The 18,119-nt window shown below is 69.6% G+C and carries 17 protein-coding genes; 9 read left to right on the forward strand and 8 right to left on the reverse strand.

The window, feature by feature from the left end; translation table 11 throughout:
- The first annotated feature begins 466 nt into the window (after positions 1-466).
- Positions 467-1,275, forward strand: a protein-coding gene (locus ACFV5N_RS12465; protein ID WP_385597775.1) for an IS5 family transposase whose coding sequence is annotated in 2 segments (ribosomal slippage) — positions 467-814 and positions 817-1,275 — 807 coding nt in all. Because the reading frame shifts where the segments join, the coding sequence is not laid out codon by codon here.
- A 21-nt stretch (positions 1,276-1,296) separates the two neighbouring features.
- Here ACFV5N_RS12465 and ACFV5N_RS12470 read toward each other — a convergent pair.
- Positions 1,297-1,701: a pyridoxamine 5'-phosphate oxidase family protein gene (locus ACFV5N_RS12470; protein ID WP_385597777.1), complete on the reverse strand. Its 405-nt coding sequence runs from the start codon at positions 1,699-1,701 to the stop codon at positions 1,297-1,299.
- Positions 1,702-1,933: 232 nt separating this feature from the next.
- Between ACFV5N_RS12470 and ACFV5N_RS12475 the strand changes: the two genes are divergently transcribed.
- Positions 1,934-2,293, forward strand: a complete 360-nt coding sequence (locus ACFV5N_RS12475) for a hypothetical protein (protein WP_385597780.1) — start codon at positions 1,934-1,936, stop codon at positions 2,291-2,293.
- A 250-nt stretch (positions 2,294-2,543) separates the two neighbouring features.
- Positions 2,544-2,738, forward strand: coding sequence for a hypothetical protein (locus ACFV5N_RS12480; RefSeq protein ID WP_385597782.1), 195 nt, complete (start codon positions 2,544-2,546; stop codon positions 2,736-2,738).
- Positions 2,739-3,209: 471 nt separating this feature from the next.
- On the opposite strand, the gene ACFV5N_RS12485 is transcribed toward ACFV5N_RS12480, so the two are convergent.
- Positions 3,210-4,457 carry a replication-relaxation family protein gene (locus ACFV5N_RS12485; protein ID WP_385597785.1) on the reverse strand — a complete coding sequence of 416 codons (1,248 nt, stop codon included), beginning with the start codon at positions 4,455-4,457 and terminating at the stop codon, positions 3,210-3,212.
- A 9-nt stretch (positions 4,458-4,466) separates the two neighbouring features.
- Between ACFV5N_RS12485 and ACFV5N_RS12490 the strand changes: the two genes are divergently transcribed.
- Positions 4,467-5,378: an alpha/beta hydrolase family protein gene (locus ACFV5N_RS12490; RefSeq protein ID WP_385597787.1), complete on the forward strand. Its 912-nt coding sequence runs from the start codon at positions 4,467-4,469 to the stop codon at positions 5,376-5,378.
- A gap of 569 nt (positions 5,379-5,947) precedes the next feature.
- Here ACFV5N_RS12490 and ACFV5N_RS12495 read toward each other — a convergent pair.
- A complete protein-coding gene (locus ACFV5N_RS12495; RefSeq protein WP_385597790.1) occupies positions 5,948-6,421 on the reverse strand; it encodes a MarR family winged helix-turn-helix transcriptional regulator in 474 nt (157 codons plus the stop codon).
- A gap of 49 nt (positions 6,422-6,470) precedes the next feature.
- On the opposite strand from ACFV5N_RS12495, the gene ACFV5N_RS12500 reads away from it, so the two are divergent.
- On the forward strand, positions 6,471-7,001 hold the full coding sequence (locus ACFV5N_RS12500) for a MarR family winged helix-turn-helix transcriptional regulator (RefSeq protein ID WP_385597792.1): 531 nt from the start codon (positions 6,471-6,473) through the stop codon (positions 6,999-7,001).
- Between the two features lie 1,403 nt (positions 7,002-8,404).
- Here the strand turns inward: ACFV5N_RS12500 and ACFV5N_RS12505 are convergent.
- Entirely contained in the window at positions 8,405-9,460 is a 1,056-nt protein-coding gene (locus tag ACFV5N_RS12505) for a zinc-binding dehydrogenase (protein ID WP_385597815.1), read from the reverse strand.
- 95 nt (positions 9,461-9,555) lie between these two features.
- Between ACFV5N_RS12505 and ACFV5N_RS12510 the strand changes: the two genes are divergently transcribed.
- Positions 9,556-10,119, forward strand: a complete 564-nt coding sequence (locus ACFV5N_RS12510; RefSeq protein WP_385597818.1) for a TetR/AcrR family transcriptional regulator — start codon at positions 9,556-9,558, stop codon at positions 10,117-10,119.
- 454 nt (positions 10,120-10,573) lie between these two features.
- Here the strand turns inward: ACFV5N_RS12510 and ACFV5N_RS12515 are convergent, their stop codons facing one another.
- Together ACFV5N_RS12515 and ACFV5N_RS12520 are read right to left on the reverse strand one after the other, a co-directional pair.
- A complete protein-coding gene (locus tag ACFV5N_RS12515) occupies positions 10,574-11,413 on the reverse strand; it encodes an SGNH/GDSL hydrolase family protein (RefSeq protein WP_385597795.1) in 840 nt (279 codons plus the stop codon).
- A gap of 41 nt (positions 11,414-11,454) precedes the next feature.
- A complete protein-coding gene (locus ACFV5N_RS12520) occupies positions 11,455-12,360 on the reverse strand; it encodes an aminoglycoside phosphotransferase family protein (protein ID WP_385597798.1) in 906 nt (301 codons plus the stop codon).
- Positions 12,361-12,514: 154 nt separating this feature from the next.
- Between ACFV5N_RS12520 and ACFV5N_RS12525 the strand changes: the two genes are divergently transcribed.
- On the forward strand, positions 12,515-13,216 hold the full coding sequence (locus tag ACFV5N_RS12525; RefSeq protein WP_385597801.1) for an aminoglycoside phosphotransferase family protein: 702 nt from the start codon (positions 12,515-12,517) through the stop codon (positions 13,214-13,216).
- Positions 13,217-13,312: 96 nt separating this feature from the next.
- Here the strand turns inward: ACFV5N_RS12525 and ACFV5N_RS12530 are convergent, their stop codons facing one another.
- Together ACFV5N_RS12530 and ACFV5N_RS12535 are read right to left on the reverse strand one after the other, a co-directional pair.
- The gene (locus ACFV5N_RS12530) at positions 13,313-13,846 is read right to left on the reverse strand and encodes an EF-hand domain-containing protein (protein WP_385597804.1); all 534 of its coding nucleotides are present in this window, start codon (positions 13,844-13,846) and stop codon (positions 13,313-13,315) included.
- A 658-nt stretch (positions 13,847-14,504) separates the two neighbouring features.
- Complete coding sequence (locus ACFV5N_RS12535) at positions 14,505-15,545, reverse strand: chitinase (protein WP_385597807.1); 1,041 nt, start codon at positions 15,543-15,545, stop codon at positions 14,505-14,507.
- A gap of 260 nt (positions 15,546-15,805) precedes the next feature.
- Between ACFV5N_RS12535 and ACFV5N_RS12540 the strand changes: the two genes are divergently transcribed.
- Both ACFV5N_RS12540 and ACFV5N_RS12545 read left to right on the forward strand, forming a co-directional pair.
- A complete protein-coding gene (locus ACFV5N_RS12540; protein ID WP_385597810.1) occupies positions 15,806-16,846 on the forward strand; it encodes a VWA domain-containing protein in 1,041 nt (346 codons plus the stop codon).
- Between the two features lie 194 nt (positions 16,847-17,040).
- Complete coding sequence (locus ACFV5N_RS12545) at positions 17,041-17,943, forward strand: alpha/beta fold hydrolase (RefSeq protein ID WP_385597813.1); 903 nt, start codon at positions 17,041-17,043, stop codon at positions 17,941-17,943.
- Positions 17,944-18,119: the final 176 nt, after the last annotated feature.

Here is an 18,119-nt window from a genome sequence, read left to right on the forward strand (position 1 = left end):
CTCCTCCGGAGACACGACGCGCCGCCCCTACGGGGCGGAGGGCCGCCGGCCCCTCCGGGGCCTGGGTGGGGTTGGTGGTGCCCGTGCCCTCCGGGCCCGGGCGGGCGGGGCGCGGCCTCCGGCCTTGCCCCTGGGACGGTGTGTGCGGTGGTGTGTGGTGCGGGGAAACCCGTTGTGGGCTGGGGTTTTGATGGATGGTGCGGGGATGGTACGGGCGCACTCCGTGCTCCCGTACCACCATAGAGGGGCGGGAAAAACAGCAGCAAGAGGGCGGGGCCCGGCCCCGGCGGCCGCGCGCGACACCCACCAGGACCACCACCAGCACACCAAACCGACGGCCCGCCAACAGGTCTACACCAATTGGGCAGGGGCTTGCGCGGTGAGTGCGGAATCCGCTACTACTTATCTCCCGTTAGATGGCGCTTAGACGTCGTTTCCTTTGGCGTGATCGTTTGTTGAGCCGTGCATGACGGATCTGATTGAGCGGTTGGTGCCGGATGAGTTATGGACGCTGTTCCGGCGGGTGGTTCCGCCGACGGAGGTCATACGTCCGCAAGGCGGCGGCCGACGGCGGGCGGATGACCGCGAATGCCTGGCGGCGATCATCTTCGTAGCCACCTCGGGGTGCACCTGGCGACAGTTGCCCCCGGTGTTCGGCCCGGCCTGGCCGACGATCTACCGGCGCTTCGCCCGGTGGAGCCAGGACCGGGTCTGGGCCCGGCTCCACCGGGTCATCCTCGACGAGCTCGGCGCCCGCGGCGAGCTGGACTGGTCGCGCTGCGCGATCGACTCCGTCAGCCTCAGGGCCGCAAAAGGGGGCCACTGACCGGACCGAATCCGACCGACCGCGGCAAGAACGGATCAAAGATCCACCTAATCACGGACCGGAACGGTCTACCTCTGTCGCTGGGCATCTCCGGCGCCAACATGCACGACAGCCTCGGACTCAGACCGCTCGTGCGCGGCATTCCGCCCGTCCGCTCCCGACGCGGCCCGCGCCGCCGACGTCCGGCCAAGCTCCACGCCGACAAGGGCTACGACTACGACCACCTGCGCCGATGGCTCCGCAAAAGAGGCATCCGCCACCGCATCGCCCGCAAAGGCATCGAGTCCTCCACGCGGCTGGGCCGCCACCGCTGGGTGGTCGAGAGAACGGTGTCCTGGCTCGCCGGCTGCCGCCGCCTCCACCGACGCTACGAACGCAAGGCCGAACACTTCCTCGCCTTCGTCGGCATCGCCGCAGCCCTGATCTGTCACCGTCGACTCGCGGCTTGAGGTCGACTGTTGCCACAGCCGTCACTGCGCCGTGCCAGCCAACAGCCACCGACGCACACGGACTTCCAGCAGCACTCGCTTACTTCCGGGACGCGTGGGTGCGGATACATCCCAACCATATTTCCACTCGAACGCGGTTACGACCTCATGAGGGAACCCATCACGAATCAGTAATGCGTCTCCTTCGGCGACGACCGGGAACCGGCCGTCCTCCAAAGCCAGGGACACGCGGGGCTCCTTGCCGATGTTTCTGACCTTGACGGAGCTGTCATCCGAACCGATCCACCACCGGGAGCTTTGGTAGACGAACCAGACAGGCGTGACGTGGGCAGAGCCATCCGGACGCACGGTGGCCAGCCAAACGTTCTTTTCCTCGGCCAAGCGCAGACGGACGACTGGCCCTGGCTCGTTCACAAAATCACTCACTCCACTATCGGACCAGCAGACGTGATGAAACGCATCGGGCAGTGCGTCAGACCATCGGCGTAGGTCTCTCGCCCCAAAAGAAACGACCCCTTAAAGCGAGCCGGAAGGGAATTTCGGCGTATGGTTCAGGCCCGGCTGGGAACAAATGCGATTCCCTCGCTGACACACGTGATGGCCACTCGAATGGAGCAGTCCGGATGCTGACTCCGGCAGCCGATGGAAGAATAAAGCCGTGGCCGTCCCGGAGACGGTAGGCAACATGCGAAGAAAGGAAGCTGCAATGACTGAGATAAAAAACTGGACGAATAATTCCTACCGAACAATCCTGGTGGTCAACGACGAATACCCGGGAGACAGTTTCAAAATCACTCCGAGGAAAACCGTCCAGCCGCGTACCACCATTCCGTGGCAAGGTTCAAAAAAGTACCTTTACATTGCCACAGGAAATTCGACTTTCCGCTACCAGGAGCAAGAGAATCTCATCTTCGGCGGTCCCGATAACGCCAAGGACGAACTGGTCGCAAAATGTTATCCCGTCATGACTGTCACTGTCAGCGAAGACGGGACCGTCACGTGGGCCCAACAGGAGTAGGCGGCCGGCCGGGTTGAGGGTGTGCACTCGGGGGCATCCTCTATAACTCCGCCAATGCACTTATGCGCTCTATGGTTTCGCCACTCAGTGTGATACCCCGGCTTGCACTCTCCTTCAATTCGGCCAAAATGCAGACCGACAACATTTCACCAGTGAATTATCGAACGGGATTGAGTGCGGGGATCCACTATCTGAAACCTCGTCACTCATGCCGTGCCAAATTTCGTGGGCCTGATATCCGGTCGACTCAATGAACAACAGGACTCCCCGGCGGATCCGCACCACTCGCGCAGCAGCCCTTCTGACCAACGCGACCATGCTGGGGGCCACCGGCGCAGCCAGCGCAGACACCAACCTCGACCTCGTCATGACGCCGGAGCAGACCCGCGTGCACTGCTCCACCAGTACCGACACGGGCATCGGCGCCCCCACAACCGTCTGCTGAACGCCCACCGTTGACCGGCGCCGAGAGCAGTCCGCGTGCTGGACGTGGGGCCCATCGGTGTCGATATCGGCCTCGGTGAACATCAGCCCGCTACTGGCGGACGGTGACGGGCAGCGCTCGACCCGCGCGCCATGCTCACCCAGTACGCCCTCCAACTCGACGTCGGTAAGGTCCGGCTCCACAGGCAGCCAACAGCCCACCCGGTGCAGAACCTCAGTGCGCGCTCGGCCGATCCGCCGGCGATGCCACTGCACTCACCACACCGGCGCAGCGAGCGCTGCGGCCTGGCGCGCTTCGGCAGCCGCGATCTGAGCCTCGGCCGCGCGCAACTGCACGGACAGCCAGGTACGAAGGACCTGGAGACGGGGGAGATCGCACGGTACATCGCTCATTTGTGCGAATTTTTGGTTGGGGCGACCACCTCGGCCTGCTGGGGGTTGACGTGCAGGTCAGGGCGCCGGTTGCCGGTGGTCAACCCCTGCGTCGGCCGAAGAAGCGGCGGCGGCTGGCCTCCTCGGCGGCCCGGCGCTGCTTCTCCTCCTCTTCCTTCCGCTGGGCTTGGGCCGCGCACCTCTCGCACAGGCCCGGGTGCGGGTCGTTCTGCCAGATCTCGACCTGCGACCGGCGGGCATCGGAGAACTCGCTCCCGCAGCTGGTGCACACCGGCCGGCTCGCCTCGCGCTCGGCCTCCTCCACGCGGCGGCGGGCGTCCGTGGCGTCGTCCCGCTTCTGGCGCCGCACGTTGTAGGCGTGCTTGTCGTCGGGGTTGGCAAGCGTCTCGCGGCCCGAGTGCCGGTAGCGCCACCACACGGCACCGAGCGGCCCGTGCTCCCGGAGGAGATCCAGGGTGGTGACGATGATCGGGATCGCGTTCGAGTAGTCGCTGTACCAGTCCGTCGGCCCCGTCCACATCGAGGGGTTCGTGGCCTGGCCTGCCCAGTGGGTCCGGGTCAGCTCCCCCAGCTGCTCCTGCCGGTTCGCGAGCGAGCGCGGACCGGCGCCGGTGAACACCACCGCGACCGGCGGGTGCCCCTCCCGGCCCGAGTCGCCGTACAGGGTGCGGCAGAAAGGCACCAGCCGCGGCCAGCGCTGCCCGGGAGGCGCCTCGTTCACCGTCCGGCGGAAGAACCTTCGGTAGCGCTCGAACTTGGCGGCCACCACCGCGGTGGTCTCCGTCCCCGTGTCGACTTCCACGCACAGGAACGGCAGGGCCGGCTCCGCCTCCGGCGCCACCAGCACCGCGTCCGGCCGCGGGCTCCCCTTGGCCGGCGCCGACACCGATCCCGTCACCGGCAGAACCACCTCCGTCGTCCAGGACGCAATCGACCCGACACCGGCCGGCCGGACCTGAACACCCGTCTCGTGAACGTCCTGGTCAGCGCCTTGGTCAAGGGGGCGGGCCAGACCCCGGTCAAGGGGCCCGTCCTCGTCCTGGTCGATGTCCTCGGCGGCGGGGCGCGGCTGGATGAACGCCAGGATCGTCTCGTACACCGCCATCGCGTGGAAGGCGCCGTGGCGGTCGGCGCCGGGGGCGGTGCCGCCCATCGTCCGCTCCGGCGGCAGCAGCTGCGCGGCGGCCTCGATTCCGGCCGGGGTGAGCCGCCACAACTTCCGCATCCTCTTTTCCCGGTTCCCGGAGCCCCCCTTGTCGTGGCCTGGGCTGACCGGACGCCGGAAGTCCGAGTCTCGCAGTGGTTGGTGGGGTATTCGGCCTGTCACGATGGCGGGATGGAGTTGACGATCAGTGCCCAGGAGGCCGAGCTTCCGGCCACCCTGACGCTACCGGACGGCCCTTTACGAGGCGGGATCGTCCCGCTGCACGGATCGCACGCCGGCACGCGTGACTTCCTTCTCTACAGGCACCTCGCGCAGGTTCTGCCCCCGCGGGGGATTGCGGTGCTGCGCTACGACCGGCGGCCGTCACCTTCCGGCCGTTCCATTCCGTTCTCCGAACAGGCCGTCGATGCGCGGGCCGCGATGTCTGTGCTGCGCCAGTACGTCGGCGATGTACCGATCGGCCTGTGGGCGTACAGCCAGGGCGGCTGGGTCGCGCCCTTGGCTGCCGCGAACTGGCCGGCGGAGGTGGCGTTCCTGACGCTGGTTTCTCCGGCGGGGGTGTCTCCTGGGGCACAGATGCGTTACGGGCTGGCGCGACAGCTGTGTGACAACGGCTTCGCCGGTCGGCTCGATGATCTGAGGCGCTTCCAGGATGGCTTGGAGGCGTATGTGCGGGGGAATAGCAACGCTGACATTCTGCGTGAGGTGTTCGCCGAGGCGATGCGTCAGCCGTGGTGGCCGCTGCTCGGGTACCCGGCAGACAACACCGACTTGTTCAGTGTGCCGCCGGGAGAGTTGTGGGTGGACATGGACGCCGATCTGACGGCCGCTTACGAGGCGGTTTGCTGCCCGGTGCTCACGTTTCACGGGGAGACCGACCAGTGGCTGTCCATTGAGGACAGCATCCATGTCTGGCGCGAGGCCGCCGCGAACGCGGGAAAGCCGGCGCCAGAAGTCGTGCGGCTGGCCGGTTGTGACCACTCCCCCACGGTCGCCACCGAGGAGTCTGCGCACAGCGCCCGTGTCAGTCCCGGCTACGAGCGGACGCTGCTGGAGTGGCTGGAACGTCAAGTGAACGTGTGAAGTTCGCCGTGTGTCGGCCGGGGCCATCCTCTTCGCGGAAGTGATCGGGCCTTTTATGGCCGTTCGGCCTCGCAGGCCATGGGGATCGCGCGTTGCTACTGACATGCAGGACAGGCGGATTCGACGACTGCCGATCCGCGCACCTGCCCTGCCCGCTACAGCGGGGGCTCTGACGGGAAGTGCGGGGGTGGCTCGGCAGCAGGATGGCAGGCGGAGCCGGTCTTGTGCCACGAAGCACTGGCCCCACCAGGTCATCGCCACCCTTTCCGTCCCGGCGCGCCGCCCGCTGCGTTTCCCTCTCCCACCATCCCGGGGGCTGTGACCGGCCAAGGCCTCAGCCACAGAACGTCGGCCCGCTGCGGCCCGGGGGCGCGGGGCCCGGGCCGAGGGGGCGCGCCATGGCCGGTTGTCGGCGAACGGGCGCAGCCGCGTTCCTGGAGGCGAGGCAGGAGCAGTCCACGGAGGTACGACGGCCTGCTCTTCTCCGAGTTGTGGGCTGCGAAGCGGCTGTCACCATCTCGCCCGGGGCCGCCGTCAACGAGTGGCTGGGGCCGCCACGCGCCGGGATCTCAGTCGGCGTCGGGGATCACCTGGGCGAACGAGGTCACGAATGTGGTGATGAGCCGGGCGAACTCGGACCGGTCGGCGTCGGGCCAGTCCGCCATCACCCGCGCGAAGACCTCCTGCCGGATCCGGTGTGTGCGGTCGAGTTGTTCCTGCCCGGAACTGGTGAGAGTGATCAGTGTGCGCCGGGCATCGGACGGGTCGGTCCTGCGCTCCAGCCATCCTTCCCCGACCGCACGGAGCACCAGTCGGCTTGCCCTCGGTTGGTCAACACCGAGTGCGGTGGCGACATCCGTGACGGAGCACGGTTTGTCACGGTCTTCGATGACGTCCAGCACGCTGAACAGGGTGGGGTCGATCGGCTTGCCGCCATCGGGTGGTGCCAGCCGCCCCAGTGACCGGCGTGTCTGGCTGCGGCGGATCGCCACCATGGCCCGTTCGACGGCGGCTACTGCCGCGTCCTGTTCCCTCTCCGGCATGCATGCTAGATTACAATAGTTGTCATAGGACATGCGATGGGGGCTTGTCATGACCAACCCGATCCAGCCGCCCGGCCTCCGCGAGCAGCGGCCGTTCGGCTACTGGCTGAAGCACATCGACCGGGCGATCGAGGAGAACATGAGCCGGCTGTTCACCATGGACGGCCTGAACCGGCGGGGGTGGCAGGTACTGAACACGGTCTCGTACGGCCCGATCACCATGGCCGAACTCGACGAGACCATGGCCGCATTCCTGTCCGCCGAGGAGCCGACCATGCGCCCCTACATCGACCGGTTCGCCGAGCGTGGCTGGACATCCACGGCCGGCGACGGCGCTGTGACACTCACCAGCGAGGGCCGACAGGCGCACCAGCGGGTCGCCGAGCAGACCGGAGTGCTGAGGGATCGGATGATGCAGTGTCTCTCGCCCGAGCAGTACAAGGTGTTGATGGAACTGCTCCAGCGGGTCGCCGCCCATCTCGACGCCCTGGCAGTCGAAACTCCCGGACAGCGGCCGTCAGCGCACTTCTCTCCTCGAGAGCCCGGACGTATGGGTCACGGCCGCCCGCAATCGGCTTGACCATTGACCGGGCTGGTCCACCGCAGGTGAGCGCCCCGGCCTTGAGGATCGGTAACCGCGCCACCACCGCCCCAGCAGCCCGCGCTCCGGCAACGGGTGCAACCCCCGGCGGTAACCAGCGTGCGGGCGCCCTTGCCCCTGCGAGCCGGCCTCCTGGCCTCGCTCGCACGCGCTGAACCGGATGCGGATTCCCAGGGAAACGCCCTCTCAAGGGGCACCGTGCAGCGGGGTGAAGGGGGCCGAGCGTGGTCCACAATGCGGTCAACCGGTGCGCCCGTCGCCGCCGGCACGGTCCGGCGCAGCGGTGTGCGTGCGCGGTGCGTGGACGGATGTTCCCGTCGGGGCCGGGGGTGTTCGCTGCCATGGTGAGCACGGCTGGTCATGGGCCTGTTGCTGTCGGGCTGGTGAGCCAGGCACCGCACGTGTGGGCCCCGGGCTGAGCGGCCTGGGGCAGGCGGATCACCACTGGCCGGCTCCGCGCTCGCCGCGGGTGTGCGCTTGTGGCGGCCCCATGTCGCCGTGGGTGTGGCGGGTCGACCTTGCCGGCGGCGGCGCGCGGGACGGTGTCGGAGTCGGTTCGGCTGCCGGGGGCAGGGGCGGTACGGGAGCAGGGGCAGAGCGGGAAGCGGGGGTGGGGGTGGCCTTCAGCGGGCCGGGCGCGTTCCTGGGCCGGCCGCGTGCGAGGAGTGAGGCGCGGCGATGCTGACCGGCTGCTCTGGATGTGGCCCGGGCATGACCCACCTGCACCGCAAGAGCCGAACCTGCTGCGGGCTCCGGCAACCGGACCTACCGGCAGCACTTCGGCAAGGAGGACTGCGCCCGCAGTCATCTCGACCGCATCGGAACCGGCAGGCAAGAGCCCCATGGCCTACGGGCACCGGCGGCGTGCAGATCTGGCGGCGGGCCGCGCCGGCTGCTGTGGCGCAGGAGCCCCCGACCCGGTCCGGCACGGACCGCCGGCGCCACGGTAGGACGCCCCGCGCCGGGCACCGGCACCCCGAGCGCCGGAAGCGGTCGAGCCCCGACACATGACGCCCAGACACCACGCGAGCATGGCCCGACGCGTACGCGGACACCCCGCGTGCGGCCCCGCCGGTGCGGCAGAGCGACGGGCGACGGGCACCTCACGGGCTTGCCGTTCACAGGACGCCTCCTCCAATCGCGCCGAACCCCCCGGGGCCCGTCCCCCCTGCCGCGGACGCGCCCCTGTCCGGCTCCGGCCGGGCACGCCGGTGATCCGTGCCCAGGGCACGGCATCCCCGGCCACCGCCACGTTGCGGGCGGAGCATGCATGTGCGCCACGCGGCTGAACGGCCCGCACCGGGCATTGTTTCGGTTCGAGGCGGTGGGGCCCGTGGCTCGGCGGCATCTCCGGCTGGAGCCGTGCGAGATCTCTGGGGGCTTCAGGAGCCGGGGCGCAGGACGATCTTGCCGATGTGATGGCGGCGGGCGAGTTCCTCCTGGGCCCGGGCGGCTTCTTCCAGAGGGAACACCGCTGCGATGGGGGGCCGGATGTCGCCTCGGCGGGCCAGGTCCATGAGGAGGCCGAAGTGTGCGGGGGTGTGCATGGAGGAGCCGATCAGCCGGGTGTTGCGGAGGTAGAGGCGGCGGACGTCGAAGGTCAGGTCGTAGCCGCCGAGGGCCCCGGCCACGACCCATCGCCCGCCTTCACGCAGGAGCGGCAGTCCGTCCGCCACGAGGCCGCCGGCGACGACGTCGAGTGCGATGTCGATGCCGCCCGGGGCGGCGGCGCGGAGTTGGCCCGTCAGGTCCCGGGTGCGGTCGATGACTTCGTGGGCGCCTGCCGCGCGCACCGCGTCGGCCTTGGGTCCGCTGCTGACAGCGATGACGCGTGCTCCGCGGGCGCGGGCGATCTGGGTCAGCGCGATGCCGACTCCGCCGGAGGCGCCTGTGACCAGGGCGGTTTCGCCTTCGCGCAGTCGGCCGCGTTCGATCATGCCCAGGGCCGTGCCGTACGCGGTGGGCAGGGCGGCGAGCTGGTCGTCGGTGAGCGGGGAGGCGGTCATGTCGTGGACCCGTTCGGCCGGGGCGGTGACGTACTCGGCGTAGCCGCCGTCGCGTTCGCTTCCCATCAGGCCCACGGGGTGGGCGTCGGGGCCGGTGCCGTCGTAGATCGCCGGGTCGATGACCACGCGGCGGCCCAGCAGGTTTCCGGGGGTACCGGTGCCGACCGCGGTGATCCGGCCGGCCACGTCGGCGCCCTGGACGCGGGGGAAGTCGACGGGGCCGCGCCAGCCCGAGAGCGCGCGGGGGTCTGCGGGGCGGCCGTAGGCGCCTTCGCGGGTCCACAGGTCGGTGTTGTTCAGCGCTGCGGCGGCGACCCGGACGAGTACCTCTCCCTGCCGGGGTGCGGGGAGAGGCAGCCGGGCCCGTTCCAGGACTTCCGGTCCTCCGTGGCGGGTGACGCGTACCGCGCGCATGGTCTCGGGCACTGTCATCATCGGCTCCCCTCCTCCAAGGTATACTGATCGGTGAACTTTTCCTCATGTTACACCGATCAGTAACGGGGTGCCCGGTGGCGGACGCACAGACCATGACGCCGGCCGGCCGCCGCATCGTCGCGGCAGCGGAGGAGTTGTTCTACCACCGCGGCATCACCGCGGTCGGAGTGGACCTGATCGCCGAACACTCGGGCGTCACCAAACGGACCCTCTACAACCGGTTCGGCTCCAAAGACCGTCTCGTGGCCGCCTACCTCGAGGAACGCGACCGGCGGTGGCGGGCGCTGGTCCGGACCGCCGTCGACGCCTGCGACACTCCGGCCGAAGCCGTCACCGCACCCTTCGAGGCCCTGCGGATCTGGAGCACGACCAACACCCGCGGATGCGCGTTCATCAACGCGCTCGCCGAACTCCCCGACCCCGCACACCCCGCGCACCACGTGGCCGCAGAGCAGAAACACTGGCTTCTCGGCCTGTTCGAAGAACTCGCCCGCGCGGCCGGCTGTCCCGAACCCCGCGCCCTGGCCCTGCAACTCCTCGTCCTGCACGAGGGAGCCCTCGCCACCCAGCCGCTGCCCGTAGACACCCTCACGGAAACCACCACGCTGGCACACACCCTGGCCCGCTCCTGCACCCCGCCACCCCCGGCCCCGTAACAGCCCACACAGCAAACACCACACAGCAAACACCACACAGCCAACCCCGGGCCACCAACCCCCCATTTCCGGTCACGCCCACACGGATTCCAGCACCACCAAGGCCGCTGCCCGCCCGCCCATCAACAAGACCCCGGCCACACAAGCCACCCACACCAGCACCCAGCCGACAGCCGTCACCCCGTCAGCCCGTCAGCCCGTCACCGCGGACCATCCACCCCACGAGACGAAACACCCAGCCAACACCCCCGGGCCCAGCCAGACGCAGCCAGACAGACCCGGCCGGCCATCGAGAAGCGACCCCCGCTCACCCAGCAGCGATAAGCGGAAGAAACCCGGAAACACGCCCACCAGGCAGCAACCACCCGGCACCGCGCGCGCAGGGCCCCGACCAGACCCCCGAGGCCACCCTGCTCCCAGACCAGCACAACCAGCCCGGACACCACCACAACGGTCAAGGGGCGTTGCGCCCGGCCTCCTTCGTGTCCGGCGGCACGGTTGTTTCCGGAAGCGGGGCCTGGTCATCAGCCACGGGAGACGGCGGGACGCGGCCCGGCGGCGGGACCCCAGGGAAAAGGGTGAACGCCGCCACCGTCTCCCGGTAGCCGGCGGCCGAAGGGTGGAAGCCGTCGCGGGCGAAGAAATCGCCCGGGCCCTCCGCGATCCCCGGAGCCGACAGAGGGGCATGGCCGACCGCGAACCGGGCGGCCACGGCCCGCAGATCACGATCCATCAGGCGCGCCCGCAGGGCCAGCACACCACGCAGCGGCTGGGGAAGCGCGGGGAAACGGCCCACCGGCGGGAGACCGCAGAAGACCACCACCGGTTCGTCGCCGACGCGGCAGCGCAGCTCCGACAGGAAGCGCCGTACCAGAGCGCGCCACCGGCGAAGGCTGCGGAAACGGGTGAGTTCGTTGATCCCCAGCGAGATGACGACGACATCAGGCACCGTACGGATGCGGGGCACAAGTGTGTCCAGCGCCGAGGCGATCGTGGCCCCGCGCCGGGCGAGGACCTGCCAGGCCACGGGCCGGCCGTGCTGCTGGGCAAGGGCCCGGGCGATCACGCCGGCCAGACCCTCACTGTTGTGGTCCACTCCGCAGCCCGCAGCGAGAGAATCGCCCAGGACCAGCAACCGCAACGGCGGGCCATCGCCCGTGCCCTCCGTGCCGTCGAGGCCATCCGCTTCGGGCAGCCGTGGTGTGTCGCGTCTGATTCTGGTGCCTTGCCAGGCCAGCACAGGAGCCAGAAGCAGCCCGGCCGGAGGCAGCGCCCGTATCGCACAGTCCGTCATACCGCATGTTCTATCAAGGCCCCGGGGGCCGCGCCGGTGGTTCAGCGGACGGTTGCGGCAAGACGCGCCAGAGCCGCCCGGGCAGGCGGGCCCCAGGTGGGTTTCCCTCCGGGGCGTCCGTGCTCGCCTGCGTGGCCGACGAGGAGGCCGAGAAGGACGCGGATGAGGGCCCAGCCGCGGGCGCGGCGCAGGGTCGCGGAGTCGGGGGCCGGCCGGTAGGCGGCGTGGAAGTCGTCGCCGGCCCCGTCCGGCAGCAGGTTCCAGGCGGCGGCGAGATCGCAGGCCGGGTCGCCGGCGCAGAGGGCTCCGAAATCGACCACGCCGCAGAAGGTGCCGTCGGCGGTGAGGACGTTGGCGGGGTGGAGATCGGCGTGGAGCCACCGTGCCGGGCCGCTCCAGGCGGGCGCGGAGACGGCGTCCTCCCAGATACGGCGCACGGTGTCCGGGTCGGGGATCAGGCCCAGGTCGGTGGCTTCGGCGAGCTGGGCGGTGAAGCCGTCGGTGTGGTCGGCAAGGGGGCCGCCGCGGCCCGACGGTGCTCCGGCCGGGGCGGGGCGGTGGAGGGCGGTGAGGAACGACGCCAGCGTTGCGGCGGCCCCGGCGTCGGTGGCGGGCGCCAGATCAGCGGGCGTGCCGGGGACCCAGGTGGTGACCGTCCAGGGGCGGGGGAACCGCTCCGAGGGCAGGCCCAGCCGCTGCGGGACGGGAACAGGCAGCGGCAGGTGAGGGACGAGGGCGGGCAGCCAGGCGTATTCCTTGCGCAGCTGATCGTCTGCGGCGTCGGTCGCCCAGGGCAGCCGCACGGCCAAGTCGTCGCCGAGCCGCCACAGTTGGTTGTCCCAGCCGCGGGCGCCGAGGCACAGTGGGCGGTCCGCGAGGTCCGGGTGCTGCGCGCGCAGCAGATCACGGATCAGTTCGGCGGTGATCTCGGTGTCGGTGAGCGTCATGCCGGTTCACGGTAGTCGGCTGGTGGGGCAGGGGGCAGAATCGGAGGTGTGCTCCGCGCGGGCCGTGCGCAGAATGTGCGGCATGGCAGAGGATGTGCTGCAGGGCGATCGGCATCGCAGGGTGGTGCGTGTCGGCGATACCGTGCGGCGGCCCGTGCACCCGTGGACCCCGGCGGTGCACGCACTGCTGCGGCATCTGGAGGACGTGGGCTTTCCCCACGCACCACAGGTGAAAGGCGTGGACGAGCAGGGGCGTGAGGTCCTGACCTACCTGGGCGGGGAATCCGGGCCGCAGGGCTGGGCGGGCGTGGTCGACGACGCGGGGCTGACGGCCTTCGCCCGCCTGCTGCGGGCCTATCACGACGCGGTCACCGGCTTCCGGCTGCCCCACGGGCTCAGCTGGTGCACCGGAGAAAGCGGACCGGACGAGGACAGCGAGGAAGTCGTGTGTCACGGTGACTTCGGCCCCTGGAACATCGTCTGGCGTGGCGGAGTACCCGTCGGGATACTGGACTGGGACTACGCCCGCCCATCCCCCCGGCTGCACGACGTCGCCTACGCGCTGGAGTACGTCGCGCCGTTCCGGGACGACACCGAGTGCGTGCGCTGGCTGCGTTACCCCGAGCCGCCCGACCGGCGCCGTCGGCTGGAGGTATTCGCCGGGGCCTATGGGCTGACCTCCACCGACGGGCTGGCCGACGCGGTCATCGACATGCAGGAGAGAACGAAAGAACAGGTGCGCCGGCTCGCTCTGGAAGGACATCAGCCACAGGTGGACTGGGTCGCGAACGGCTACCTCGATGAACTCGCCGCACGAGTGGCGTGGAGCCGGCACCACCGCCATCTGTTCGGGTAGAACACGGGCCAGGTGTGTTGTCCCGGGACCTGGGTGACAGGCGTGTCGGGCGCCCGCCGGGAAGCGAGGAGGCGGCGGGCACCGGTGCGTCCGGGGTCAGGGGACGGGGTCGCCGACCAGCCGGTCGCCCGGGATGCCGGCGTGGTCGGGGCTGTAGAACTCCTGGATCCCGGTGATCCAGGTTCCGGTCTCGATACGGTCGTCGTCGGTGGGGCCGAAAGCGTCGAAGAGCGCGTGGATGTTGGCCCGTTCGAAGCCGATCGCGGTCATGAGGGCCTCGAAGACGGGCCGTTCGACCAGCCCGTCACCGTCAGGGTCGCCCAGGGTGGCCAGCGACGTGGCGAAGGCGGTCAACGCCTCGCGGAACCGTTCCGGTGACAGGACCCCGGCGGTGAACTCCTGCAGGCTGATCCGGCCGTCACGGTCGGTGTCCAGTTCGCCGAGGAGGAACAGCCACCACTGCTGGAACGCTTCCCGCAGCGCTTCCTCGGCCCCTCCCCCGGCATCGGGAGCGGCCAGAACCACACGGTCGGCCATCAGGGCGAAGTCTTCCGGCTCGAGGTAACCGTTCCCATCAGCGTCGAAAAGGGTGAACACCAGCTTCACCCGGTTCAGTGCTTCCGCTCGCATCGCGCCCCCACCTTCCATCCGGCCGCGGCCCCTTCGCCGCCAGCGTGACGCTCTCACACTCTCCCGTCCGGGGTGGCGCCCGGCAGAAACCATCGGATATTCACCCGAAAGAGCGCCCACAGTATTGCGGATTGACGCCGAGAGAGCCGGGCGCGGTCAGACCACCAGGTCGGTGCTCCCGCGCCCGCCCTGTCGGTTCCTGAGCCGGAAGAGTGGGCCCACCACCGGCACCGGGGCCGTGGTCGGCGGTGGGCGGGCCGTCGCTGCGGACCGCCCACTGGTGTCGCCCGACACCGGACGGGCCCCGGACCAGCCGGCGAGTCTCACGGACCCCGCCGACGAACAGCCCGTAGACACCGGCAAACAGCGCCGACGAGACGATCGATGAAAACCAACCGCAGCAGACGGTGATGGCGTTCCGTCCTGGGATGACCCGTTCGGTGCCGGCAGAGCATGGAACAGCCGGCCACTCCGGCGCTCCCCCGCGCAGCCGAGCGGAAAGACACCTGCCCTGCCGCCCCGGACCGGCACGCGCTGGAACGCAGCAGATCACACCAGTCGCCGGGTGGCGCAGGGACGGTGGTGAGGGCCCCTCCCGGGGGACCGTGTGGCCGGGCTCGCTGCGGCGGCACGGTTCCCCGGGGGCGACCCGGTGGGGTCAGGGCAGGCCGCGGACGTGCGGGCCCACGACAGACGACCAGGCGTAACCGCTGTGAGCATCCCAGTTGGTGGACCAGGTCATCGCTCCCCGCAGCCCGGGATAGGTCCGGTCGGGGACGAAGGAGCCGCAGTTGGCGCCCTGGGTCAGGCAGTCCAGTGCGGCAGTGACCGTCTCCGGACTGACGTAGCCGGAGCCGGCCGCGTTCGGAGAGGCGGGGACGCCGAGGCCCACCTGAGAGGCGTCGAGGCCGCTCTCCAGTTGGATGCAGGCCAGGGCGGTGAGGAAGTCGACCGAGCCGGCGGCGTACACCTGGCCGTCGCAGCCCAGCATGGTGCCGCTGTTGTAGTACTGGGTGTTCACGACGGTCAGGAAGTCCTTGGTGTTCAGCGCCAGCTGGAAGTACTGGCTGCTGGTGGACTGCATGTCGATGGTCTGCGGTGCCATGGTGTAGACGAGGCTGTCCCCGGTGGCCGCGTGGATGCCCTCCATGGCCTGGGTGAGGTAGGTGGCGTTGATGCCGTGTTCCAGGTCGATGTCGACGCCGTCGAAGCCGTACTCGTCCATGAGCGCGAGGGTGCTGGTGGTGAAGGCCTGGGCGGAGGCGGAGTCGTTGACCGTGACGTTGCCGAGTTCGCCGCCCACCGAGATGATGACCGACTTTCCGGCGGCCTGTTTGGCGGCGATCTCGTCCTTGAACTCCTGCTCGGAGGTGTAGCCGAGCACCGGATCGAGGTTGAATTCGATCTCTCCGGGGACGCTGGTGGAGTCGGCGAACGACACGGCGATGATGTCGAAGTCGTCCGGTACGTCGGCCAGTCGCTGGATCACGGAGCCGTTGTCGAAGTTGTGCCAGTAGCCGGTGACCGCGTGGCGGGGCACCGCCTGGGCCCCGGCGGCCAGGTCGGACGGTTCGCCGGCTCCGGCGCCGGTGGCGAGGCCCGTGGTGACGAGGACAGCGGCGAGTGCGCCGGATCCCAGGGCGAGGGCGAGCCGCCGGTGACGTGTGGGGCGTGCGCCGGCGGTGTGAGTGTTGTCCACTCCTGCCTCCGTAACGAGTGTGGGGGGTACGGGAGGTTCGGTGGCCACCGATGCCACCCCAGGTTGGTCCAGACCAGTGGGCGTGTCAATGGTCCGCTCCGGTTCCCGGGACGGGGGAACGCGCGGTGTGGGCGAGTGCCCTGATGGACTGTCACCGGGTAGGCAGGCTCCTCGCGTGCGGCGGGTTGCGGAGGACGGGTCGATTGTCAGTGGTGCCTGGCAGGGTGAGGGACATCGCAAACGGAACGAGGGGGCTGTCCATGTCCGGTCCGCAGAACTACATCAATCACGTCGCGCTGGTGCTGGACGCCAGTTCGTCGATGTCGCACCTGAGCAGCAAGGTCGTCGAGGTGGCGGACCAGCAGATCGCCTATCTGGCCCGCCGCTCCAGGGAGCTGGACCAGGAGACGCGGGTCACGGTGTATGTGTTCGCGAACACCGTGGAGTGCGTCATCTATGACAAGGACGTGCTGCGGATGCCGTCGTTGAAGCAGCTGTACCGGGCCGGGGGGATCACGGCGCTGCTGGCTGCCGCTCTGAAGTCGCAGCGGGAGCTGGCCCGGACGGCGCAGCTGTACGGGGACCACAGCTTTCTGACGTTCGTGCTCACCGACGGGCAGGAGAACGCGAGTCATCGGTGCCCGGACGCTCCTTCCCAGGATCCGCGCCAGCTGATCGCGGCCGTATCCGAGATGATCGAGCGGCAGGAGGACAACTGGACGCTCGCCGTGCTGGTGCCGGATCAGATGGGCAAGCGGGAGGCCATGCGGTACGGCTTTCCGAAGGACAACATCGCCATCTGGGACGCCACGAGCACGCAGGGTCTGGAGGAGGCCGGGCAGGTCATCCAGGAGGCCACCGAGAAGTTCATGATCGGGCGCACCCAGGGGGTACGGGGGTCGCGGGCGGTGTTCTCGACCGGCGCGGAGGCGGTCAACAGCAACACCATCAAGGCGGCCGGTCTGACGCCGGTGAAGCCGTCGGCGTACGCGCTGATACCGGTGGCGCGGGACGCGGGGATCCGGGAGTGGGTCGTGGAGAGCGGGCACACCTACCGCACCGGTGGTGCGTTCTACCAGCTGAGCAAGTCGGAGAAGATCCAGCCGCGGAAGCGGATCGCGGTGCTGGAGAAGAAGACGGACAAGGTGTACACCGGGCCGGAGGCGCGGGCGCTGCTCGGCCTGCCGGATGTGGAGGTCCGGGTCAAGCCGCATCACAACGAGGACTTCACGATCTTCGTGCAGAGCACCAGTGTGAACCGCAAGCTCGTGGCGAACACACGGCTGCTGCTGATGCTGTGACGGGGTGGTGGGCGGCGAGGGGTGGTGCCAGCACCACTGTGCATCGGGGATCTTGGCCCATTAGTCCCGCACGACGGTCGTGCCTAGTGTGGATCTTGCTCGAACTCCGCGTCCTGTCACGGGTGTTCGTGCCGGTGCCAGGCTGCTGCGGCACCGGTTTGGCCCCTTCCCCCACTGTCCTTTCGGAGGCATTCATGATCCGCAAGAAGCTCGCGACCGCCGCTGGTATCGCGCTGTGCTGCGCCCTCGCCGGTGCCGGGCTGGTCGGCTGCGACTCGACGGAGCCGGTGACCGACACGGAATCCTCCGCACCCGCGCCCGAGGGTGGCGAGGACCTGCTCACCGGGACCGGGGTGATCAGCGTCGGGGGCCGTTCGGTGAACGTCTCCTGCTCCGGCGACCCGGTGGCGGAGCGGCCGCTGGTCGTCCTGCTGCACGGCGGCGGCGACGATCTCACCACCATGGCCGAGTTGCAGGAGACTCTGAGCGCGCAGGGCCGTGTCTGCTCGTACGACCGGCTCGGGGCCGGGGGCAGTGACCAGCCGGAGGGCCCGCAGGACTACGAGGACATCGGGACGACGCTGACCGGGGTCCTGGACGAGGTCGCCGGGGGCGGCCCGGTCGTCCTCGTGGGGCACTCCATGGGGGGTCTGATCGCCGGCAGGTACGCTCCCGATCACCAGGACCGGGTCGGGGGTCTGGTGCTGCTGGACAGCACCTCCCCCACGGCGGCCGGCGATCTCTCGTCGCGGATCCCCGAGTCCGCCACCGGCCCGGCGGGCGAGCTGCGCGAGCAGACGCTCGCGATCTTCGACGGGGAGAACCCGGAGCGGCTCGTCTTCACCGACGGGGAGGTCCGCTCCGCGGGTGACATACCGGTGCGGGTGATCCAGCACGGCCAGCAGTATCTGGCGGAGGTGCCCGAGTACGGGGAGGGCCTGGAGGAGGACTGGACCGCGGGGCAGAACCAGTGGCTGGCGCTCTCCGGTGACAGTGAGCTGAGCACCGCGGAGAACAGCGGACACTACATCCACGTCGACGAGCCGGAGATCGCCGTCGCGGCCGTCGAGGAGGTCGCCGCGCGGGCCGCCGGCTGAGGTCGTCCCGCCCGGTGGGCCTCTCCCCCCGTGATGCCGGGGGGTGGCGCCGGCGGACGGTGACACGCGGCGACGCCCGGTATCCCGTGGGTGGGGTACCGGGCGTCGTGCGGCCGGGGCTGTCAGTAGGCGCTGTTGACGTTGTCCATCGAGCCGTACCGGTCGGCGGCGGAGTT

Origin of the sequence: Streptomyces sp. NPDC059853, assembly GCF_042731495.1 — a bacterium.
GTDB lineage: Bacteria > Actinomycetota > Actinomycetes > Streptomycetales > Streptomycetaceae > Streptomyces.